This is a genomic window from Citrobacter sp. Cpo061 (genome assembly GCF_030332845.1).
In the GTDB taxonomy this organism is placed as follows: domain Bacteria; phylum Pseudomonadota; class Gammaproteobacteria; order Enterobacterales; family Enterobacteriaceae; genus Citrobacter; species Citrobacter portucalensis.
Genome location: NZ_JAOWHB010000050.1, coordinates 234,635 through 252,069, shown reverse-complemented (window position 1 = coordinate 252,069; position 17,435 = coordinate 234,635). Strand labels below are relative to the sequence as shown.

The following is a 17,435-nucleotide window of genomic DNA, read 5'->3' as shown; positions in this document are numbered from 1 at the left end:
TTATTACAATCATAGGTAAGAGTTATGTCCGATAAACCATTAACTAAAACAGATTATTTGATGCGCCTGCGACGTTGCCAGACAATTGATACGCTAGAGCGCGTTATTGAAAAAAATAAATATGAATTGTCCGACAACGAACTGGCTGTATTTTACTCAGCAGCAGATCATCGCCTTGCTGAATTGACCATGAATAAGCTTTACGACAAGATTCCAACTTCTGTTTGGAAATTCATTCGCTAATTGCACTCAAGGTTAAGTCAGGTATAGCGGTACCGTTGTCTGGCTGACCATTTTCGTATTTACAATGGTTATTTAATTCAAATCGCGTGACTATGATCACAGCAAAGAAGCGGGAACGTTCCCCTTTTTTGCATTACGTTTTACTGTGCTGAAATAACCTTCAGTACACAGGGAATTCGTAATGCGTAATGAAAAGCAAAAAATGATCGCCGGCGAATACTATCGCCCGGCAGATGAAACGCTGCGCAGTGACAGACTACGCGCTCGTCAGTTGATCCATCGCTACAATCTCACCGCACCCGATGAAAAAAATGAGCGTCAGGCAATCCTGCACGATCTGTTAGGTCAGAGTGAGGGAGCCTATATTGAACCCTCTTTCCGTTGTGATTACGGTTATAACATCTATCTTGGTAAAGACTTTTACGCTAATTTCGACTGCGTTATGCTCGACGTCTGTCCAATTCATATTGGCGACAACTGCATGCTGGCACCAGGCGTTCATATCTATACCGCGACCCATCCGCTGGATGCTACCGAGCGCAACAGTGGCCTGGAGTTCGGGAAGCCCGTGACTATCGGCAATAATGTCTGGATAGGTGGCCGTGCAGTGATCAATCCCGGCGTCACGCTGGGCGATAACGTGGTTGTGGCATCAGGCGCAGTGGTCACTAAAAGCGTTCCGGCAAACACCGTGGTTGGGGGCAATCCCGCAAGGATCATCAAAACGCTGTGATCTTAAATGTAACTGTTATGCTAAATTGCGGTTAATCTGTTACTTTCTTCAAAGGGTATCCCCTTTTAAAATAGGGCGATCCCTCCTGAATTTTGCAGATATCACGAAGGCAAGAGATGACAGAAATACAGCGCCTGCTTACTGAAACAATCGACGACTTAAATATTCGCGAGAAGCGCGACAACAAACCGCGCTTTAGCATCAGCTTTATTCGCAAACACCCAGGGCTGTTTATCGGCATGTATGTTGCGTGGTTTGCCACGCTGGCGGTGATGCTACAGTCAGAAACGTTAGTCGATTCGGTATGGCTGCTGGTGGTACTGTTCGTTGTACTCAACGGCTTTTTCTTTTTCGACGTTGCGCCACGATACCGCTTTGAAGATATCGACGTTCTGGATTTTAGAGTTTGCTATAACGGAGAATGGTACAACACGCGCTTTGTCCCCTCCTCGCTCATCGATACTATCCTGCACTCACCGTCCGTGGATAGCGAACATAAAGCACAGTTGCAAAAGATGATATCGCGCAAAGGCGAACTCTCGTTTTACGATGTCTTTACGCTTACCCGCGCCCAGAACAGCCAGTAACGGCATCTCAGCACAGATAAAAAAAGTGCGTTCCTGCGAAGGTAACGCACTTTAATCCCTGAAATGCTGGCAAAGAAACTAACGTCTTTTTTTACGCCCCTGTACTGCTTTAAAGCGCGGATTCGTTTTGCAGATAACGTACAAACGCCCTTTACGTTTCACTATCTGGCAGTCAGGATGACGCTGTTTTGCGCTGCGAAGTGAATTGAGTACCTGCATTTTAACCCCGCTTAACGCCAATAAAATGACCAAAACGTTTTTGGAAACGTGCTGCACTACCTTCATTATCAAAGGTTTTTTGTTTCCCGGTATAGTACGGATGTGATTTAGAAGAGATATCGAGGGTCACGTACGGGTACATTTTCCCCTCAAACTCAATCTCACGCTCAGTCTTGATGGTCGAGCCGACCTTAAAGAATTCATTGGCACTGGTATCGTGAAACACCACGGTACGATAAAAAGGATGAATATCCGGTTTCATGGCAACCTCAATTTGATACGTTATAACATAACCATCAAAATACACCACTCTTGTACAAACCACAACCTGATTTACGCTACAGGGAGTCAAACGGGATGATAAATGGCCGTAAATATATGATGCCAATCGAATAGCTTTTTGGGGTTTCGGATATACTTTCCCTACGCTGTGTAAATAAGGATATCACTGTGACAACACGACATCTGATAAGCCTGGTGACTGGGGTACTGTTCCTTTCTATCCTCGCGCCGGTAGGTTTAAGCCTGTGGCTGGCACATCGACAGGTCGAAACGAAATTTATCGATGAACTCGACATGTTCTCAACACGAGTCGCACTACGTACGGAACGCGTAGGCGAGCAGGCGAAAAAAGCATTACGCCATATTGAAGCATTTCAGGGGGTGCCTTGCAGTGACGAGCATTTGCTGGAAATGCGTCGTTTGTCCTATAGCTACCGCTATATTCAGGAAGTGCTGTACCTCAAAGATAATGTTCCGCAATGCTCATCTCTGGAAAAAAGAAGCCAGGCAGACGCATTTCCACCCGCAATGAAAGTCACGCCTGATGGATATCGCGCATGGCTTACCACGCAAAATGATTTGGGCATCAAGCGCTTTATGGCAGCATTAGGGAGCGAACATTATGTTGTGATGGTCGATCCGGGTTCTTTCATTGACGTCATCCCTTTTGGCTCATGGCCGATTGAAGTGACTATCATTGGCACCGTGCGCAACGTTGTTGTTGCCAGTAGCGCCGATCTGCCATCGGACGTTTTGCAGCATGTACAGCAAGAAAAATCGATTACTCATTTTAAAAAAGATGGCAGCATTTATAACGCCCGCCCCTTTCCTGAGTTGGGTATTACGATCGTAACCTGGGCATCTACCCTGCCATTGCAAAAAACCTGGCACCGGCAGGCACTGATCTGGCTCCCGGCAGGCATTCTTATAGGCTTGCTCACCGCCGCCTTTGTTTTGCGTATTTTGCGCCGCTTACAGTCGCCCCATCACCAATTACAGGACGCTATCCAGCATCGGGACATCAAAGTCCACTACCAACCAATTATCTCGCTCAAAACGGGGAAAGTGGTTGGAGCAGAGGCGCTGGCTCGCTGGCAGCAGGCCGACGGAAGCTATCTGTCGCCGGAAGTTTTCGTCGCGCTGGCGCATGAAACCGGGCTGACAGAGCCTCTCACACGGTTGATTATTGAAAGCGTATTTGAAGATTTAGGTAAATGGCTGCGTCAGCATCCAGACCAGCATATATCCATCAATCTTGAGTCAGCCGATCTGGCCTCCGAAACGCTTCCTGCTCTGTTAAGTCAGAAAGTGAACCACTGGCAACTTAAGCCTACGCAAATCGCGCTGGAACTAACCGAACGCGAGTTTGCCGACCCGAAAAACAGCGCGCCGTTTATTGCCAAATACCGTCAGGCAGGTCATTCAATCTATATTGATGACTTTGGCACCGGCTATTCCAGCCTGAGCTATTTACAGGATCTGGATGTCGACATCCTGAAGATAGACAAATCGTTCGTTGATGCACTGGAATACAACAACGTGACGCCGCATATCATCGAGATAGCAAAAACGCTGAAACTTGAGATGGTGGCGGAAGGTATCGAAACCGAGAATCAGGAAGCCTGGCTACGCCAGCATGGCGTGCAGTACGGTCAGGGCTGGCTTTACAGCAAAGCGCTGCCGAAGGCGGAATTTATTCTGTGGGCAGAAAAACGGCTTTAACATTGCTGTTGATGTTGAGATGGCTGGCGGCACGCCGCACAGCCAGTCACATCACTCTTCCATAATGGGCGCAAATCCACCGTAGATCATTCGCTTGCCGTCAAATGGCATAGATTCACCGAACTCCTTCATACGGGGATCGGACATCATCTTCTGATTCGCCGCATCGCGGACCTCTTTGGAAGGGTATTCAATCCAGCTGAATACCACTTCTTCATGCTCCTGTGCTTTCACAGCCATGCGAAAATCGGTCAGTTTGCCGTCGGGGACATCATCTGCCCAGCACTCCACTATGCGCAATGCACCGAACTCCTTGAAAAGCGGAGCTGCTTTTGCCGCCATCGCAATGTACGCCTCCTTGTTTTCAGCGGGTACGGCAACCACAAAGCCATCAACATACTTCATGAGAAAAACCTCCGAAGTGTACTGCGCGGCAAGCCGATTCCGGCCGCGTCAGTCGAGGTTAAGTTTAGTCGCCAGTAGGCGATCGCGCCCCAGGTGCATTCCTGATACGCGTACATGACTGCGGCTGATGCCGAAACCACGGCAGGCAAAGCTGAATCAACGGTCCGATAGCCAAGGCATACAGCACCGTACCAACGCCCACGGTTCCACCCAGCAGCCAACCGATAAGCAGCACCGACACTTCGATTGCGGTTCGAATTCGTCGTACTGGCCAGCCGGTACGCGCGTGGATACCGGTCATCAGACCATCACGCGGACCGGCGCCAAAACCTGCGCCAATGTACAGGCTGGTTGCTAACGCATTCAATATTACCGCTGACACCAGCAGCCCACTGCGCGCCAGCAGAGATTCAAATCCAGGAATCACCAGCAGCGCGGCATCTGCCGCCAGCCCGATCATAATCACGTTGCTCAGCGTGCCAAAGCCTGGACGCTGGCGCAGCGGTATCCACGCCAGCAGCACCAACACGCCCACGGCAATAATCACCACGCCGATATTCATCGACAATAAATTGGCTACACCCAGGTGAAACACGTTCCACGGATCGGCCCCTAAATCAGCACGGACAAACATCGCCGTCGATACACCGTACAGTGTCAGCCCGATAAACAGCTGAAGCAAACGACGCAGCATGCTTTTCCCCTCTCACTCTCAGATAACTTTCATCTTCACCGCAATTGGCACTATGATTAATGTCCAGTTTTCAAAAAGTGGACTGCTATGTCATCTCGCCGTTATGGAAGTCAGTCTTTGCAACGCCTGCTCGGACACTGGCTGGAAAGCCCCTCGCGAACGCCCATCTGGCGACAGCTGGCAGAAGCGTTACGTCTGCTTATTCTCGATGGTCGGCTGGCGCTGGATAGCCGCTTACCGGGTGAACGCGAGCTCGCCGTCGTCCTGCAAGTAAGTCGAACTACCGTCGCCAGCGCTATGGCGCAACTGCGTGAAGAGGGATATCTGGAAAGCCGTCATGGTAGCGGCTCACGGGTGATCCTGCCGGAACATATTCGCCATGTGCCAACCCGGACCAGTACCGGCACAGCACTTGATTTGTCCACGGCGGCGCTAAGTGCCGGTCCCGAAATTCATCAGGCTTACCAGCAGGCGCTGTTTGCTATGCCACAGCATTTGCTGAGCTCCGGGTATCTGCCGCAGGGGTTGTCGGTATTACGTGAATCCATCGCCCGGCATTATTGCGATCGCGGGCTCCCGACGCAGCCCGATGAAATCATGGTCGTGAATGGTGCAGTCAGCGGCCTGGCGCTGATCCTGCGTTTGCTCACCGGCCCCGGCGATCGCGTGGTGGTCGATCACCCCACTTATCCGCTGGCGATTGCCGCGATTCAAGGCGCATCCTGTCGTCCCGTCGGCGTGTCGCTACCCGAGCACGGTTGGGATACCGCGGGTCTGGTCGCCACCATCGCGCAAACCGCACCGAGAATGGCCTACCTGATGCCGGACTTTCACAATCCGACCGGGCGTTGCATGGACGCTGCAACTCGCCAGGTCGTGGCGGATATTGCCGAACGAACCCGCACTACCCTGGTGGTCGATGAGACGATGGTGAACCTGTGGTATGACGCCCCGCCGCCGCCGCCACTTGCCGCATTCAATCGCGACGCGCCGATCATTCTGTTGGGTTCGGCCGGGAAAAGCTTTTGGGGGGGATTACGTCTGGGCTGGATCCGTGCGTCGGCGCGAACCATTGCGGCGCTGGTACAAACCCGCGACACGTTCGATTTAGGCTCCCCGGTGCTTGAACAACTCGCCACCAGTTGGCTGCTGGATAACGCCGCCGACTTTCTTCCTGACAGAAGACGGCTACTCACATCGCAGCGCGATCTGTGCTCGAGCCTGATGAACGCACATTTCCCGGAGTGGCAGTTTACCCAGCCACAGGGAGGACTCTCTTTTTGGGTTGAACTGCCCGATACGCTGGCAACGCTGTTCGCTACGCGCGCCGAAAGCGTAGGCATTCAGTTAGGAACCGGTACGCGGTTTGGCCTTGATGGCGCATTCGATCGTTTTTTGCGTATGCCTTTCACGTTGCCGGATGACACAGCGCGTGCCGCCTTCAGGGTGTTACAACCCATTTGGGATAACCTGCGTTTGCAGGCCAACAGCGGGAAAGTACGCAAAATAATTTAAGCGACGAGTCAAAGGACTCGCCCTTATAAGCCGGGATGGATGAGAGAGTCCCGGTGATATTACCGCTGAGGGGGAACAGGAAAACCCTTCAGTGAAATCACGAAATTTTCACCGTCTTTCTTAATTTTTGCCCCGGCATCACACCAGTCTGAGGCAATACGGAAGAACTCATCGCTGCCGACGTTCCAGCTCAGACGAACATGTTTCACATAACCGGAGCGCAGCATTTCACAAGCTTCGCCGTAATTACTGGCAGTTGAGAGCGGTTGTTGTTTCATTTTTTCTTCTTCAGTAGTCTGCGCAATGCTTTGATTTCTTTAGGAGTCAGTGCTTCAACTACGGACTCTTCCGTATGCTGGCTATCGATATCCTCAGCGGAGACTCCTGCCTCTTCAACGGCGGTAAACGCAATCAGCAGCAGTTTTTCCGTCGCAACACTTAAATTTTCGTTATGCACTTCAGCGTAATGGCGAAGCTTTTCTTTTAGCGCCTCATCAATTTTGACATTCAATACAGCGGTCGACATCGTAGAAAATCCTTGTGGTCAGCCAAAACACACCGGATGTAAGACCCTGTCGTTACAGCGCGATGGCGGCGGCAAAAGCAACAAATAACATCCCCGAAACACATTGACAGAATTTGATGACAATAAAATGACATTACGATGACAAAGAAAAGAAGATAACCAGAAGGGAAATTGCCGGACGGCAGAATTGGGTGGGGGCCCTGCCAGCTACATCCCGGCACACACGTCATCTGCCTTGGCTGCTTCCTTCCGGACCTGACCTGGTAAACAGAGTAGTGTTGCGGGAGAACCAACAGAGCCCCCATTGAGAGCGTTGTTAACCAACGCGCAGGCGCATTATCACTGCTGCACCCTGTAATTGCAACCCATCCAGCATCGGATGCTGTTTTCTTGTGCAATGCGGCTTCACTCCCTCGCCATTCGGCATTATGCTGGAGGATTAGCGCAGGAATAAATAATGGATATACAAGACACTTTCCCCCAACGCGTCTGGCAAATCGTCGCGTCAATCCCCGAAGGTTTCGTCACCACGTATGGCGATGTTGCCAGGCTTGCCGGTTCGCCGCGCGCTGCGCGCCAGGTCGGCGGCGTGCTTAAGCGTCTCCCTGAAGGCAGCACTTTGCCCTGGCATCGGGTGGTTAATCGTCATGGTGCCATTTCGCTGACCGGCCCCGACTTACAACGGCAGCGTCAGGCGTTGCTGGCAGAGGGAATAGTGGTTTCAGGAAGCGGGCAGATCGATTTACAGCGCTATCGCTGGGTGTACTAACCCTCTCCAGGCGGAGAGGGTTACGACTGCCTTAGTACTGCGTGGGAGCAGGAACGGCAGAAGAAGGATTCACCTGGGTTGGTGACGTTGACGGCACCGTGGTGGCTGCCCCACCGCTTGCCTGAACCGGTACTGCTGTTTGCTGTACAGGAACCAGCGTCAGGTCAGCTTTCGTACCACCCTGATTAATGACAGTCTGAACGGTATCAGTAATAAAGACCAGTTTGTCATTAACCGTAATTGCCGCACTCAGCAGAATACGGGCGTTAGGCTGAATATCTGCCGGGTTAAATGGTAATACAAAGCTGAATGGCGCCTGCTTACCTTCAGTACGGACTGCTTTTTGCGACAGCACTTTTGACGGTGCATCGGCCAGCGACGCATCTGACAGCGTGACGGTCAGCACCGCATCGGGTGGCAAGGCCACTTTCTGGCGGATCCATACCGTACCAGAAACATTTGGCTGTTGAATTTTAGACTGTGTGTCAGCAATTGACGTATTAGGGCTTGGCGCAGGTGTCTGAATATCTGCACTTTTATCAGCACAGGCCGCCAGAGCGACCGCAACCGCTAAACCACTTACCATGTGCACGAGTTTCATTAAATTCTCCTTATCATCTATGCACCAGCGAGAACTTTCCTCGCCAGAAGAGTGGTTAACAAAAACATAACGTGACTAAGTGTGGCACAAGACAGCTGTTTTTGCCTGTAATAGGCCTTTAATTCAGACAATTGCACCCATCGGACCACTTTCAAAATTGCGTTATACTCTGCCTACCTCGCTGCGAGATCGATATAACCTGGAGAGCACGTATGAGTCTGGCGCTGAAAAATTTGCTGACATTGTTAAATCTGGAAAAAATTGAAGAAGGACTCTTTCGGGGCCAAAGTGAAGACTTAGGGTTACGTCAGGTTTTTGGGGGACAAGTTGTCGGTCAGGCGCTGTATGCCGCCAAAGAAACCGTACCGGAAGAGCGTCTGGTGCACTCCTTCCACAGCTACTTTTTACGCCCCGGCGATAGCCAAAAACCCATCATCTATGATGTAGAAGTCTTGCGTGATGGTAACAGCTTCAGCGCGCGCCGCGTTGCCGCAATTCAGAATGGTAAACCCATTTTTTACATGACCGCCTCTTTCCAGGCACCGGAAGACGGATTTGAACATCAGAAAACCATGCCGGATGCGCCGGGTCCCGATGAGCTGAAATCAGAAACAGAAATTGCCCGCTCAGTGGCGCATTTGCTGCCGCCGCTGTTGAAAGAAAAATTTATCAACGATCGTCCGTTGGAAGTGCGCCCGGTTGAATTTCATAACCCCTTAAAAGGTCACGTTGCACCTCCGGCACGCCAGGTATGGATCCGCGCAAACGGCGAGCTGCAGGACGACCTACGCGTCCATCAATATCTGCTGGGTTATGCCTCAGACCTGAACTTCCTGCCTGTAGCGCTGCAGCCGTACGGGATTGGTTTTCTGGAAAAAGGGATTCAGATCGCCACCATTGACCATTCAATGTGGTTCCACCGTCCGTTCAATATTAATGAGTGGCTGTTGTATAACGTCGAGAGTACTTCTGCCTCCGGCGCCAGAGGTTTTGTACGCGGGGAGTTTTATACGCAGGACGGCGTGCTGGTCGCCTCTACCGTGCAGGAAGGGGTAATGCGTAATCGCAATTGAGAATTACCGGATGGTGGCGCTAAAGCGTTGCCATCCGGCAGATTGAAACATCAAGCGTTGTAAGCGTTCTCGCCGTGACTGTTCACATCCAAACCTTCGCGTTCCTGCTCTTCCGGTACGCGCAGACCCACCGTCATATCCGCCAGCTTATAGCCAATGAAGGCCACCACGCCGGACCAGACGATGGTGATCGCCACGCTTTCCAGTTGCACCAGCAGCTGATGCCCCATGGTCACGCCCTCAGCAAAGCCCACGCCGCCCAGTGAGCTGGCAGCGAAAACCCCGGTCAGGATGCAGCCAACAATACCGCACACGCCGTGCACGCCAAACACGTCACACGGATCGTCCACGCGCAGAAAACGCTTCAGCATAGTCACACCCCACAGGCCAGCCAGCCCCGCAACGACACCGATAATCAGCGCCCCGCCGACACCGATGTAGCCACATGCAGGTGTTACGCCCACCAGACCTGCAATAGCACCGGAACAGGCGCCCAGCAGAGACGGTTTACCACGCAGCGCCCATTCACCGAAGATCCATCCGAGGATGGCGGCGGCGGTGGCGACCACGGTATTGACGAAGGCCAGTGCAGCAATTTCATTCGCCGTTCCCGCTGAACCGGCGTTAAAGCCAAACCAACCAATGTAGAGAATAGCGGTACCGGTGAAGACCATCGGCAGGTTATGCGGTTTAAAGGCTTCTTTGCCAAAACCGACGCGTTTGCCAATCAGATACGCGCCAACCAGACCGGCAATCGCTGCGTTGATGTGCACGACCGTCCCGCCCGCAAAATCCAGTGCGCCGTGAGAAGCCAGCAATCCGCCGCCCCAGACCATATGTGCAATGGGGATGTACGACAGCGTTAACCACACCACCACAAAAATCAGCACCGCAGAGAAACGAATACGCTCAGCCAGCGCCCCGACAATCAGCCCAACGGTGATGCAGGCAAAAGATCCCTGAAAAGCAACGTGAATGTACTGGTAGAAGCTCCCCGTGACCGCCGTCAGCGCGATGTTCTTCAGCAATACCCAGTTGAAGTTGCCGAAGAAATTATTCCCTTCGCCAAAGGCCAGTGAGTAGCCATAAACCACCCATAGAATACAAACCAGAGCGAATGTCACCGTCACCTGAGTCAGCATCGACAGCACGTTCTTACCGCGAATCAAACCGCCGTAGAACAACGCAATGCCAGGGATAGTCATAAACAGCACCAGCGCGGTACAGATCATCATAAAAGCGTTATCTGCTTTATCCGCAACCGCCGGTGCCGCCATCGCCAGTCCCGGCAGTAGCGCCAGTGAAGCAATACCCGTTTTCATCGTTGCTATCTTCATTTTTTGGTTTCCTATCACTGTGTGCCAGAAGTTACAGTGCGGCTTCGTCGGCTTCGCCGGTACGAATACGAATCACACGTTGCAGCTCGGCGACGAAGATTTTGCCGTCGCCAATTTTTCCGGTGTATGCCGCCTTACTGATGACATCAATCACGCCATCCAGTTGGTCGTCGGCAATCGCCACATCAATCTTCACCTTTGGCAGAAAATTGACGCTATATTCAGCCCCACGGTACAGCTCAGCATGACCTTTCTGTCGGCCAAATCCCTTCACTTCGGTGACGGTCAGCCCCTGAATACCAATAGACGACAGTGCTTCACGGACGTCTTCCAGTTTGAACGGTTTGATTACCACGGTAACCAGCTTCATAGATCCCCTCCAGTCAGAATTCAGTAGTGGCTGCAGATACACGAGAGGAATATTGCAAGGGGTGTGCCAGGAATGAAAAACGCGGAATGATTCAGGTTCGCCGGGTACTATCGGGAGAGAAAAAGAAAAAACGCACTATAACGGTGCATAGTGCGTTACATTTTTGCACCAGATTGTTGATTGCCGGATGGCGGCGTAAACGCCTTACCCGGCCTACGATACCGCGTGGCCGGATAAGCACTGTGCCGTCAGGCGATAACAGAATCCTCTTGTGTGCTGGCGGCTAACTCTTCCCCCGCCAGTTGCAGCTGATACATCTGCCAGTAACGGCCTTGCGACGCCAGTAATTGCTGGTGCGTACCACGCTCAACCGCCTGACCGCGATGCAGCACCAGAATGGTATCCGCATCGACAATCGTCGATAACCGATGCGCAATCACCACCAGCGTAGTGTGTTCACGGACCGCCGCCAGCGCGTGCTGAATGGCCTGTTCAGTACCGGAATCAATACTGGCCGTGGCTTCATCGAGGATCAGCACCTGCGGCGTTTCAACCAATACCCGCGCCAGCGCCAGCAGCTGTTTCTGCCCAACGGAGAGATTATTGCCCTGCTCGCCCAGCCGGGTATGGATCCCCTCGCTCAAACCCCGAGCCAGTTCTGCCAGTTGCACAGTCTCCAGCGCCTGCCAGACCCGCTCTTCTGAGATATCGCGACCCAGCGTGACGTTTGCCAGGAAGGTATCCGCCATCACCACCGGATCCTGCTGCACCATCGCGATGCCCTGACGTAACGCACCGTGGCTCAGAGAAGACAACGGACGTCCGTCAAGGCGGATTTCCCCCTGCGTCAGCGGGTAATATCCCATCAGCAGGCTGGCCAGCGTGCTTTTGCCGCTGCCTGTGTGTCCGACCAAAGCCACAAAGCTGCGCGAAGGCACGGACAGACTGATGTTTTGCAGCACCAGGTTGTCGTCGCGATAGGCAAATGAAACGTTATCCACCTCAATGTCTCCGCTTTTGAGCGGGCGATCGTCTTCACCATAGCGCTGACGAGGCCCGTCCATCAGTTCGAACACTCGCTCACCAGCGACAACCGCCTGCTGCAGCATTGATTGCTGGGTGGTCAGCTCGATCAGCGGTTCGTTCAAACGGCCGAGGTAGCTGATGAACGCGTACAGCACGCCAACCTCGATGGAGGTGCCAGAGGTAAAACTGAACAGCATCAGCAAACCGCAGAGGATCAGCGCCGAGAACAGGCTCAGCAGTGGACGCAGCAAAAAACCATCCAGTCGCAGGGTTTGCATACGCGCCATATAGTGCGAGCGGCTGGCCTCGCCCATTCTCTCGCCAAACCTTGCCTGCTGGCGGAACTGCTGGATAACGCTCATGCCGTTGATGACTTCGTTAAAGCCATCGTTAATATCCGCCAGATAAGCGCGCACCCGACGCACAATCGGGGTGCTGTAGCGTTGGTAAATCACCATCACCACCAGCACGGCCGGGAAAATGGCCATTGCCACCAGCGCCATGCGCCACTCCAGGCTGAACATCGCCACCAGCATCGCGCCGATTAAGGCCGCACTGCGCAGAACCGTTGCGACCACCGTCACGTACAGGTCGCGAATAACTTCAGTATCATTGGTCACACGTGAGATAAGCTGCCCGACGGGCTGAGTATCAAAAGCGCTGAGCGGCTGGCGCAGCGCAGCGTCCATTACGTCGGTGCGTAACTGTTGTACTACGCCAACCGCCGCCTGGTTAAACAGCAATGACTGCGCGTAATGCAGACCTGCCGCCAGCAGTTGCAGACCGACATAGGCCGCAACCAGCCCGGCAACCATCGCCAATGGCAGATTGTTCTTCGCCACCATGTTATCGATAAAATAGCTAATCAGCAGCGGACCGCTGACTTCCGCCGCCGCAGCCACCCATAGCATGACTACCGCAATCGCCAGCTGTTTTCGCCATGGGGAACCATACGCCAGCAGTCTTTTCAGAGTTGGCCATAATTGCCCGAAACTACGCATTAGCCGCCTCCTCGTTTATCTCTGGTGCATCAGACAGCGCCGCTTCAAGTTGCTGATAGCGGTACATGTCGCGATACCAACCGGGCTGTTGCACTAAAGATTCATGCTCACCGCGCTGAGCAATATGCCCATGCTGCATCACGATAATCTCGCTGGCTTCCGTCAAAGCCGATAAACGGTGAGCGCTGATAATCACGGTTCTGCCTTCGCCCCACTGGCGCAGGTTATGCAGGATCTGATGCTCGGTACGACCGTCCACCGCCGACAGCGCATCATCCAGAATCAGAATTTCAGCGTTCAGCAGTAACGCTCGAGCGATAGAAATACGCTGTTTTTGCCCGCCTGACAGCATCACCCCGCGTTCGCCCACTTCGGTGTCGTAGCCCTGAGGAAGACGTAAAATATCCTCATGAACGCTGGCAAGGCGCGCCACATGCTCGATCTCTTCCTGCGTGGCCTGCGGGCGTCCTAAGGCGATGTTATTACCGACGGTATCGGAAAACAGGAATGGTGTCTGGCTGACAACCGCCAGTCGGCTGCGCCAGCTATCCAGCTGTAAGCGCGTTAATGGGATATCATGAAAGCGCACATCGCCCTGGGTGATATCAAAATGACGCTGGATCAGCGACAGTACCGTACTTTTTCCCGCGCCGGTCGGACCACAGATGCCCAGCATCTGTCCAGGTTTGAGCTGGAAATTCACATTTTCCAGCGCCGGGTGGGTGGTTTGAGGGTAACAAAATTCGCGAATCGCCACCGCCAGCTCGCCGCGTCCTTCCGGCACCGGTTCAGTACCGTCATCCACTACCGGCGCTTCTGCCAGCATGGCGCGAATTCGGCTATACGCGGCGCTGCCGCGTTCGACGATGTTAAACATCCAGGCCAGCGCCAGCATCGGCCAAATCATCAGACCGAGATACATCATAAAGCTGGTGAGCTGCCCGAGCGTCAGCGAGCCGTGAACCACCATCCAGCTTCCCCCGGCAATCGCCAGCAGGTTAGCCATACCAATGGCGATATAAATCGTAGGATCAAAGCGGGCGTCAATGCGCGCCACACGCAGGTTTTTCTTACCGGTATCTTCAGCATCAGCAGCAAATAATGCCGACTGCCGATCCTCCAGCCCAAAGGCCTTGATCATACGAATACTAGTCAGGCTTTCCTGAGTACGATCGTTGAGACTGGAAAACGCCGCCTGCGCCAACTTAAAACGGTTATGGAGTCGATCGCCGTAACGTTTGATCATCAACGCCATCACCGGCATCGGCAGCAGCGCAATGAGCGTCAGTTGCCAGCTTATCTGCGTTGACATCACGATCAGCACCGCACACCCCATAACCAGCGAATCTACCAGCGTCAGCACCCCTTCTCCGGCGGCAAATACGACGCGATCGACATCGTTGGTTGCCCGCGCCATCAGATCGCCCGTACGGTGCCGCAGATAAAATTCTGGATGCTGGCGACTCAACTGACGGTAATAATCTTCCCGCAGCTCAACCGCCAGTTGGTAGGATGCGCCAAACAGCAGCACGCGCCAGACATAACGCAGCAAATAAACCACCACGGCAATCAGGGCAATTGTCCCCACCCACATCAGCAGCCGCTCGGTGGTGAAGCGTTGAGTCGTCACGCCATCCACAATGATCCCGACCACTTTCGGCGGAATAAGCTGAAGGATAGCGATGATGATAAGCAGGGCCACTGCCCCGAGGTAGCGACGCCACTCCCGGCGGAAGTACCAGCTTAATTGAGCAAATAATCGCACGCGTTATGTCCTGACAAGATTTCCGGCAATAAGCGCCGGGAGAATTATTCAATAGGTAGAGCAGTTGTGTATTTAATCTGTTCCATGGCAAAGCTGGAGGTGACGTCAGACAGGCCCGGTACGCTGTTCACCAGGCGCTTATAGAATTCATCATAGCTTTTCATATCAGCAACCTGCACTCGCATCAGGTAGTCATACTCCCCTGCCATACGCCAGAACCCCAGAACCTCGGGCATTCCGGTCACTTCAGTGACAAAGCGGCAATACCATTCGCTGCTGTGATGCTGAGTTTTGATCAGCACAAACGCGGTGAGTCCCAGCCCCAGTTTTTCTGGATCCAACAGGGCGACTCTGCCCAGCAGGATACCGTCATCCTCAAGTCGTTTGAGACGTTTCCAGCAAGGGGTGGTAGTCAGATTAACGGCATCTGCTAATGCCTGCAAAGAAAGGGTGCAGTCCTGTTGCAGTAAACCGAGTAGCTTGCGGTCAATTTTGTCTAACATATCCACTCCACAGAGAAGAATTTTCTCCTTACATTCTATTTTAAAGGCTAAATGGCAACAATTTTTTCCGTGCTTTTCGCTATTCTGGGCACAAAATGACAAATGGATATCTATTAATGATGAATAGCTCCTGGGTTAAAAACGCCATCAATGAAATCAACGCGGATTATCAGCGTTCTGCGGATACGCATCTCATTCGCCTGTCGCTACCGGCGTTCCCGGGCATTCAGCTCTATTTAAAAGATGAGAGCACGCATCCGACCGGGAGTCTGAAGCATCGTCTGGCGCGCTCACTGTTTCTGTACGGATTGTGCAATGGCTGGATCAAAGAAGGCACCACCATCATTGAATCATCGTCCGGTTCAACGGCGGTCTCTGAGGCTTATTTCGCTCGACTGTTAGGGTTGCCATTTATTGCCGTCATGCCTTCCTGTACGGCAAAACGTAAAGTTGAACAGATTGAATTTTACGGCGGTCGCTGTCATTTCGTGGAAAGCGCCTGCGAAATCTATGCAGCCTCTGAGCAACTGGCGCGTGAGCTGAACGGTCATTACATGGACCAGTTCACTTACGCTGAGCGCGCCACCGACTGGCGCGGCAATAATAATATCGCCGACAGCATCTTTCGTCAGATGCAGTGCGAGCCCAACCCCGTTCCCCGCCATATTGTGATGAGCGCCGGAACCGGTGGCACCTCAGCAACCATTGGCCGCTATATTCGCTGTCAGGGCTACGATACTCAACTGATGGTGGTAGACCCGGAAAACTCGGTCTTTCTGCCCTTCTGGCAGGATCGCGATGCCACGTTACGCAGCCCGGTAGGAAGTAAAATTGAAGGTATCGGGCGTCCGCGCGTAGAACCCTCTTTCATTCCTGACGTGGTCGATGAAATGCTGCGCGTGCCGGATGCCGCAAGCGTGGCCACCGCACACTGGCTGGAAACCCAGTTGGGCCGCAAGGTCGGCGCCTCTACCGGCACAAACATGTGGGGAACGCTACAACTTGCCGCCCGTATGCGCGATGCAGGCGTTACCGGTTCGCTGGTGACACTGTTGTGTGACAGCGGCGAACGCTATCTGGAAACCTACTACAACCCACAGTGGGTCGACGCGCACATCGGTGATTTAACGCCGTGGAAAGCGGAGCTTGCCCAACTACTGAACACCCATTAATGGGATAAAAAAAAGCCAGACGCGAAGTCTGGCTTGCTGGAAGGGATCTCTCATTCGGGGGAATAAGGTAGATGTGGATTGTCCAGCCAATGCGTCAAAAAGTGTGACACTGCCTGATTACGGCAATGCCCAATCACCGATAAATGAGGCAGTTCAGCAATCAGTTGCGGCATCGCGTTACCCATAATCAGGCCGCGCCCAACGCTGCCTAACATTTCGCGATCGTTCATGGCATCGCCAAACGCCATACACTCGGCCATTGAATAACCTAAATGGTCGCTCAACACCGCCAATGCCGATCCTTTATTACAGCCCAGCGGCAGCACCTCAAGGCAATCAAACGCGGAAAAACAGAGATTCGCCTGTTCACCCAGCGCTTCATTCAGTTGAATTCGCAATTGGATCAGAGAGTCATGATCGCCGCAGAAACAGACTTTCGTAACCTGATGCGCCGGAATACGTTTCACATCGACGATCTGGTAGCGAAATCCGCTATACACATGCGCCTGCAGCAGCGAGGGGATCTCTTGTCCGGTGAACCAGCCATTGTCATTAAAGACATGCATGCTTGCGGTAGTGTCCCACTTCTGATGCAACACAATGTCCGCGACATTCGGATCCAGATCCTGACGGTGTAACACATCGCCCTCAACAGAGTGAATGCGCGTGCCATTACCCGTGATCAAAAAGGCGTCCAGTGAGATCGAGCCTAAAATATGGCGCATCTCAAGCACATGGCGACCGGTGGCAAATGTCAGAGTAATATCGCGTTCACGCAGGCGCGACAGCGTTGAAAGCGTTTCGTCACCTAAATGGTGATTCGGCATCAAAAGGGTGCCATCCATATCAAATGCAGCCAGACGAGCCATTTCTTTCTCCACACTGTGACGCG

General features: G+C 52.9%; 20 protein-coding genes, 1 other RNA gene and 1 pseudogene. 8 read left to right on the top strand and 14 right to left on the bottom strand.

Annotation, left to right across the window (positions count from 1 at the left end):
- Window positions 1-24 precede the first annotated feature (24 nt).
- The 3 genes from OGX97_RS16130 (at window position 25) to OGX97_RS16120 (ending at window position 1,563) form a co-directional block, all read left to right on the top strand.
- Window positions 25-243 (top strand): HHA domain-containing protein, encoded by a 219-nt coding sequence (locus tag OGX97_RS16130; RefSeq protein ID WP_002892050.1) that lies wholly within the window; start codon window positions 25-27, stop codon window positions 241-243.
- Between the two features lie 181 nt (window positions 244-424).
- Window positions 425-976, top strand: a complete 552-nt coding sequence (gene maa / locus OGX97_RS16125) for a maltose O-acetyltransferase (RefSeq protein ID WP_003835924.1) — start codon at window positions 425-427, stop codon at window positions 974-976.
- Between the two features lie 116 nt (window positions 977-1,092).
- Window positions 1,093-1,563, top strand: a complete 471-nt coding sequence (locus OGX97_RS16120) for a YlaC family protein (protein WP_063941318.1) — start codon at window positions 1,093-1,095, stop codon at window positions 1,561-1,563.
- Between the two features lie 78 nt (window positions 1,564-1,641).
- On the opposite strand, the gene ykgO is transcribed toward OGX97_RS16120, so the two are convergent.
- Together ykgO and OGX97_RS16110 are read right to left on the bottom strand one after the other, a co-directional pair.
- On the bottom strand, window positions 1,642-1,782 hold the full coding sequence (ykgO, locus tag OGX97_RS16115; protein ID WP_005125190.1) for a type B 50S ribosomal protein L36: 141 nt from the start codon (window positions 1,780-1,782) through the stop codon (window positions 1,642-1,644).
- 1 nt (window position 1,783) lies between these two features.
- Window positions 1,784-2,044, bottom strand: coding sequence for a type B 50S ribosomal protein L31 (locus OGX97_RS16110; RefSeq protein WP_008783961.1), 261 nt, complete (start codon window positions 2,042-2,044; stop codon window positions 1,784-1,786).
- Window positions 2,045-2,232: 188 nt separating this feature from the next.
- Between OGX97_RS16110 and OGX97_RS16105 the strand changes: the two genes are divergently transcribed.
- Window positions 2,233-3,786 (top strand): EAL domain-containing protein, encoded by a 1,554-nt coding sequence (locus OGX97_RS16105; RefSeq protein WP_071692491.1) that lies wholly within the window; start codon window positions 2,233-2,235, stop codon window positions 3,784-3,786.
- Window positions 3,787-3,837: 51 nt separating this feature from the next.
- Here OGX97_RS16105 and OGX97_RS16100 read toward each other — a convergent pair whose 3' ends face one another.
- Window positions 3,838-4,191 carry a DUF1428 domain-containing protein gene (locus OGX97_RS16100; RefSeq protein WP_048226278.1) on the bottom strand — a complete coding sequence of 118 codons (354 nt, stop codon included), beginning with the start codon at window positions 4,189-4,191 and terminating at the stop codon, window positions 3,838-3,840.
- A 64-nt stretch (window positions 4,192-4,255) separates the two neighbouring features.
- The gene (yczE, locus tag OGX97_RS16095; RefSeq protein ID WP_071445860.1) at window positions 4,256-4,885 is read right to left on the bottom strand and encodes a membrane protein YczE; all 630 of its coding nucleotides are present in this window, start codon (window positions 4,883-4,885) and stop codon (window positions 4,256-4,258) included.
- Between the two features lie 87 nt (window positions 4,886-4,972).
- On the opposite strand from yczE, the gene yczR reads away from it, so the two are divergent.
- On the top strand, window positions 4,973-6,400 hold the full coding sequence (gene yczR, locus OGX97_RS16090; protein ID WP_136391582.1) for a MocR-like transcription factor YczR: 1,428 nt from the start codon (window positions 4,973-4,975) through the stop codon (window positions 6,398-6,400).
- Window positions 6,401-6,459: 59 nt separating this feature from the next.
- On the opposite strand, the gene OGX97_RS16085 is transcribed toward yczR, so the two are convergent.
- The 3 genes from OGX97_RS16085 to ffs all read right to left on the bottom strand — a co-directional run bounded on the left by OGX97_RS16085 (window position 6,460) and on the right by ffs (window position 7,221).
- Window positions 6,460-6,678 (bottom strand): hypothetical protein, encoded by a 219-nt coding sequence (locus OGX97_RS16085; RefSeq protein WP_032942544.1) that lies wholly within the window; start codon window positions 6,676-6,678, stop codon window positions 6,460-6,462.
- Window positions 6,675-6,926 carry a hypothetical protein gene (locus OGX97_RS16080; protein WP_003831029.1) on the bottom strand — a complete coding sequence of 84 codons (252 nt, stop codon included), beginning with the start codon at window positions 6,924-6,926 and terminating at the stop codon, window positions 6,675-6,677. The genes OGX97_RS16085 and OGX97_RS16080 overlap by 4 nt, the downstream gene beginning before the upstream one ends.
- A 198-nt stretch (window positions 6,927-7,124) precedes the next feature.
- An RNA gene (gene ffs / locus OGX97_RS16075) (signal recognition particle sRNA small type) lies at window positions 7,125-7,221 on the bottom strand.
- 84 nt (window positions 7,222-7,305) lie between these two features.
- On the opposite strand from ffs, the pseudogene OGX97_RS16070 reads away from it, so the two are divergent.
- A pseudogene (locus OGX97_RS16070) lies at window positions 7,306-7,695 on the top strand (MGMT family protein).
- Window positions 7,696-7,726: 31 nt separating this feature from the next.
- Here OGX97_RS16070 and OGX97_RS16065 read toward each other — a convergent pair.
- Window positions 7,727-8,296, bottom strand: coding sequence for a YbaY family lipoprotein (locus OGX97_RS16065; RefSeq protein WP_003021666.1), 570 nt, complete (start codon window positions 8,294-8,296; stop codon window positions 7,727-7,729).
- Window positions 8,297-8,508: 212 nt separating this feature from the next.
- Between OGX97_RS16065 and tesB the strand changes: the two genes are divergently transcribed.
- A complete protein-coding gene (gene tesB, locus OGX97_RS16060) occupies window positions 8,509-9,369 on the top strand; it encodes an acyl-CoA thioesterase II (RefSeq protein WP_003831027.1) in 861 nt (286 codons plus the stop codon).
- 50 nt (window positions 9,370-9,419) lie between these two features.
- On the opposite strand, the gene amtB is transcribed toward tesB, so the two are convergent.
- From amtB to decR, 5 genes are all read right to left on the bottom strand, one after another.
- A complete protein-coding gene (gene amtB, locus OGX97_RS16055; RefSeq protein WP_008783954.1) occupies window positions 9,420-10,706 on the bottom strand; it encodes an ammonium transporter AmtB in 1,287 nt (428 codons plus the stop codon).
- A gap of 31 nt (window positions 10,707-10,737) precedes the next feature.
- Window positions 10,738-11,076 carry a P-II family nitrogen regulator gene (gene glnK, locus OGX97_RS16050; RefSeq protein ID WP_003021657.1) on the bottom strand — a complete coding sequence of 113 codons (339 nt, stop codon included), beginning with the start codon at window positions 11,074-11,076 and terminating at the stop codon, window positions 10,738-10,740.
- A gap of 248 nt (window positions 11,077-11,324) precedes the next feature.
- The gene (locus OGX97_RS16045; protein WP_279850397.1) at window positions 11,325-13,103 is read right to left on the bottom strand and encodes a SmdB family multidrug efflux ABC transporter permease/ATP-binding protein; all 1,779 of its coding nucleotides are present in this window, start codon (window positions 13,101-13,103) and stop codon (window positions 11,325-11,327) included.
- Complete coding sequence (locus tag OGX97_RS16040; RefSeq protein ID WP_020996575.1) at window positions 13,096-14,868, bottom strand: SmdA family multidrug ABC transporter permease/ATP-binding protein; 1,773 nt, start codon at window positions 14,866-14,868, stop codon at window positions 13,096-13,098. The genes OGX97_RS16045 and OGX97_RS16040 overlap by 8 nt, the downstream gene beginning before the upstream one ends.
- A 44-nt stretch (window positions 14,869-14,912) precedes the next feature.
- A complete protein-coding gene (gene decR / locus OGX97_RS16035) occupies window positions 14,913-15,371 on the bottom strand; it encodes a DNA-binding transcriptional regulator DecR (protein WP_003831023.1) in 459 nt (152 codons plus the stop codon).
- 116 nt (window positions 15,372-15,487) lie between these two features.
- Between decR and OGX97_RS16030 the strand changes: the two genes are divergently transcribed.
- Complete coding sequence (locus OGX97_RS16030; protein ID WP_220471131.1) at window positions 15,488-16,543, top strand: PLP-dependent cysteine synthase family protein; 1,056 nt, start codon at window positions 15,488-15,490, stop codon at window positions 16,541-16,543.
- A gap of 50 nt (window positions 16,544-16,593) precedes the next feature.
- Here OGX97_RS16030 and cof read toward each other — a convergent pair whose 3' ends face one another.
- A complete protein-coding gene (gene cof / locus OGX97_RS16025; protein ID WP_008783948.1) occupies window positions 16,594-17,412 on the bottom strand; it encodes an HMP-PP phosphatase in 819 nt (272 codons plus the stop codon).
- Between the last annotated feature and the right edge of the window lie 23 nt (window positions 17,413-17,435).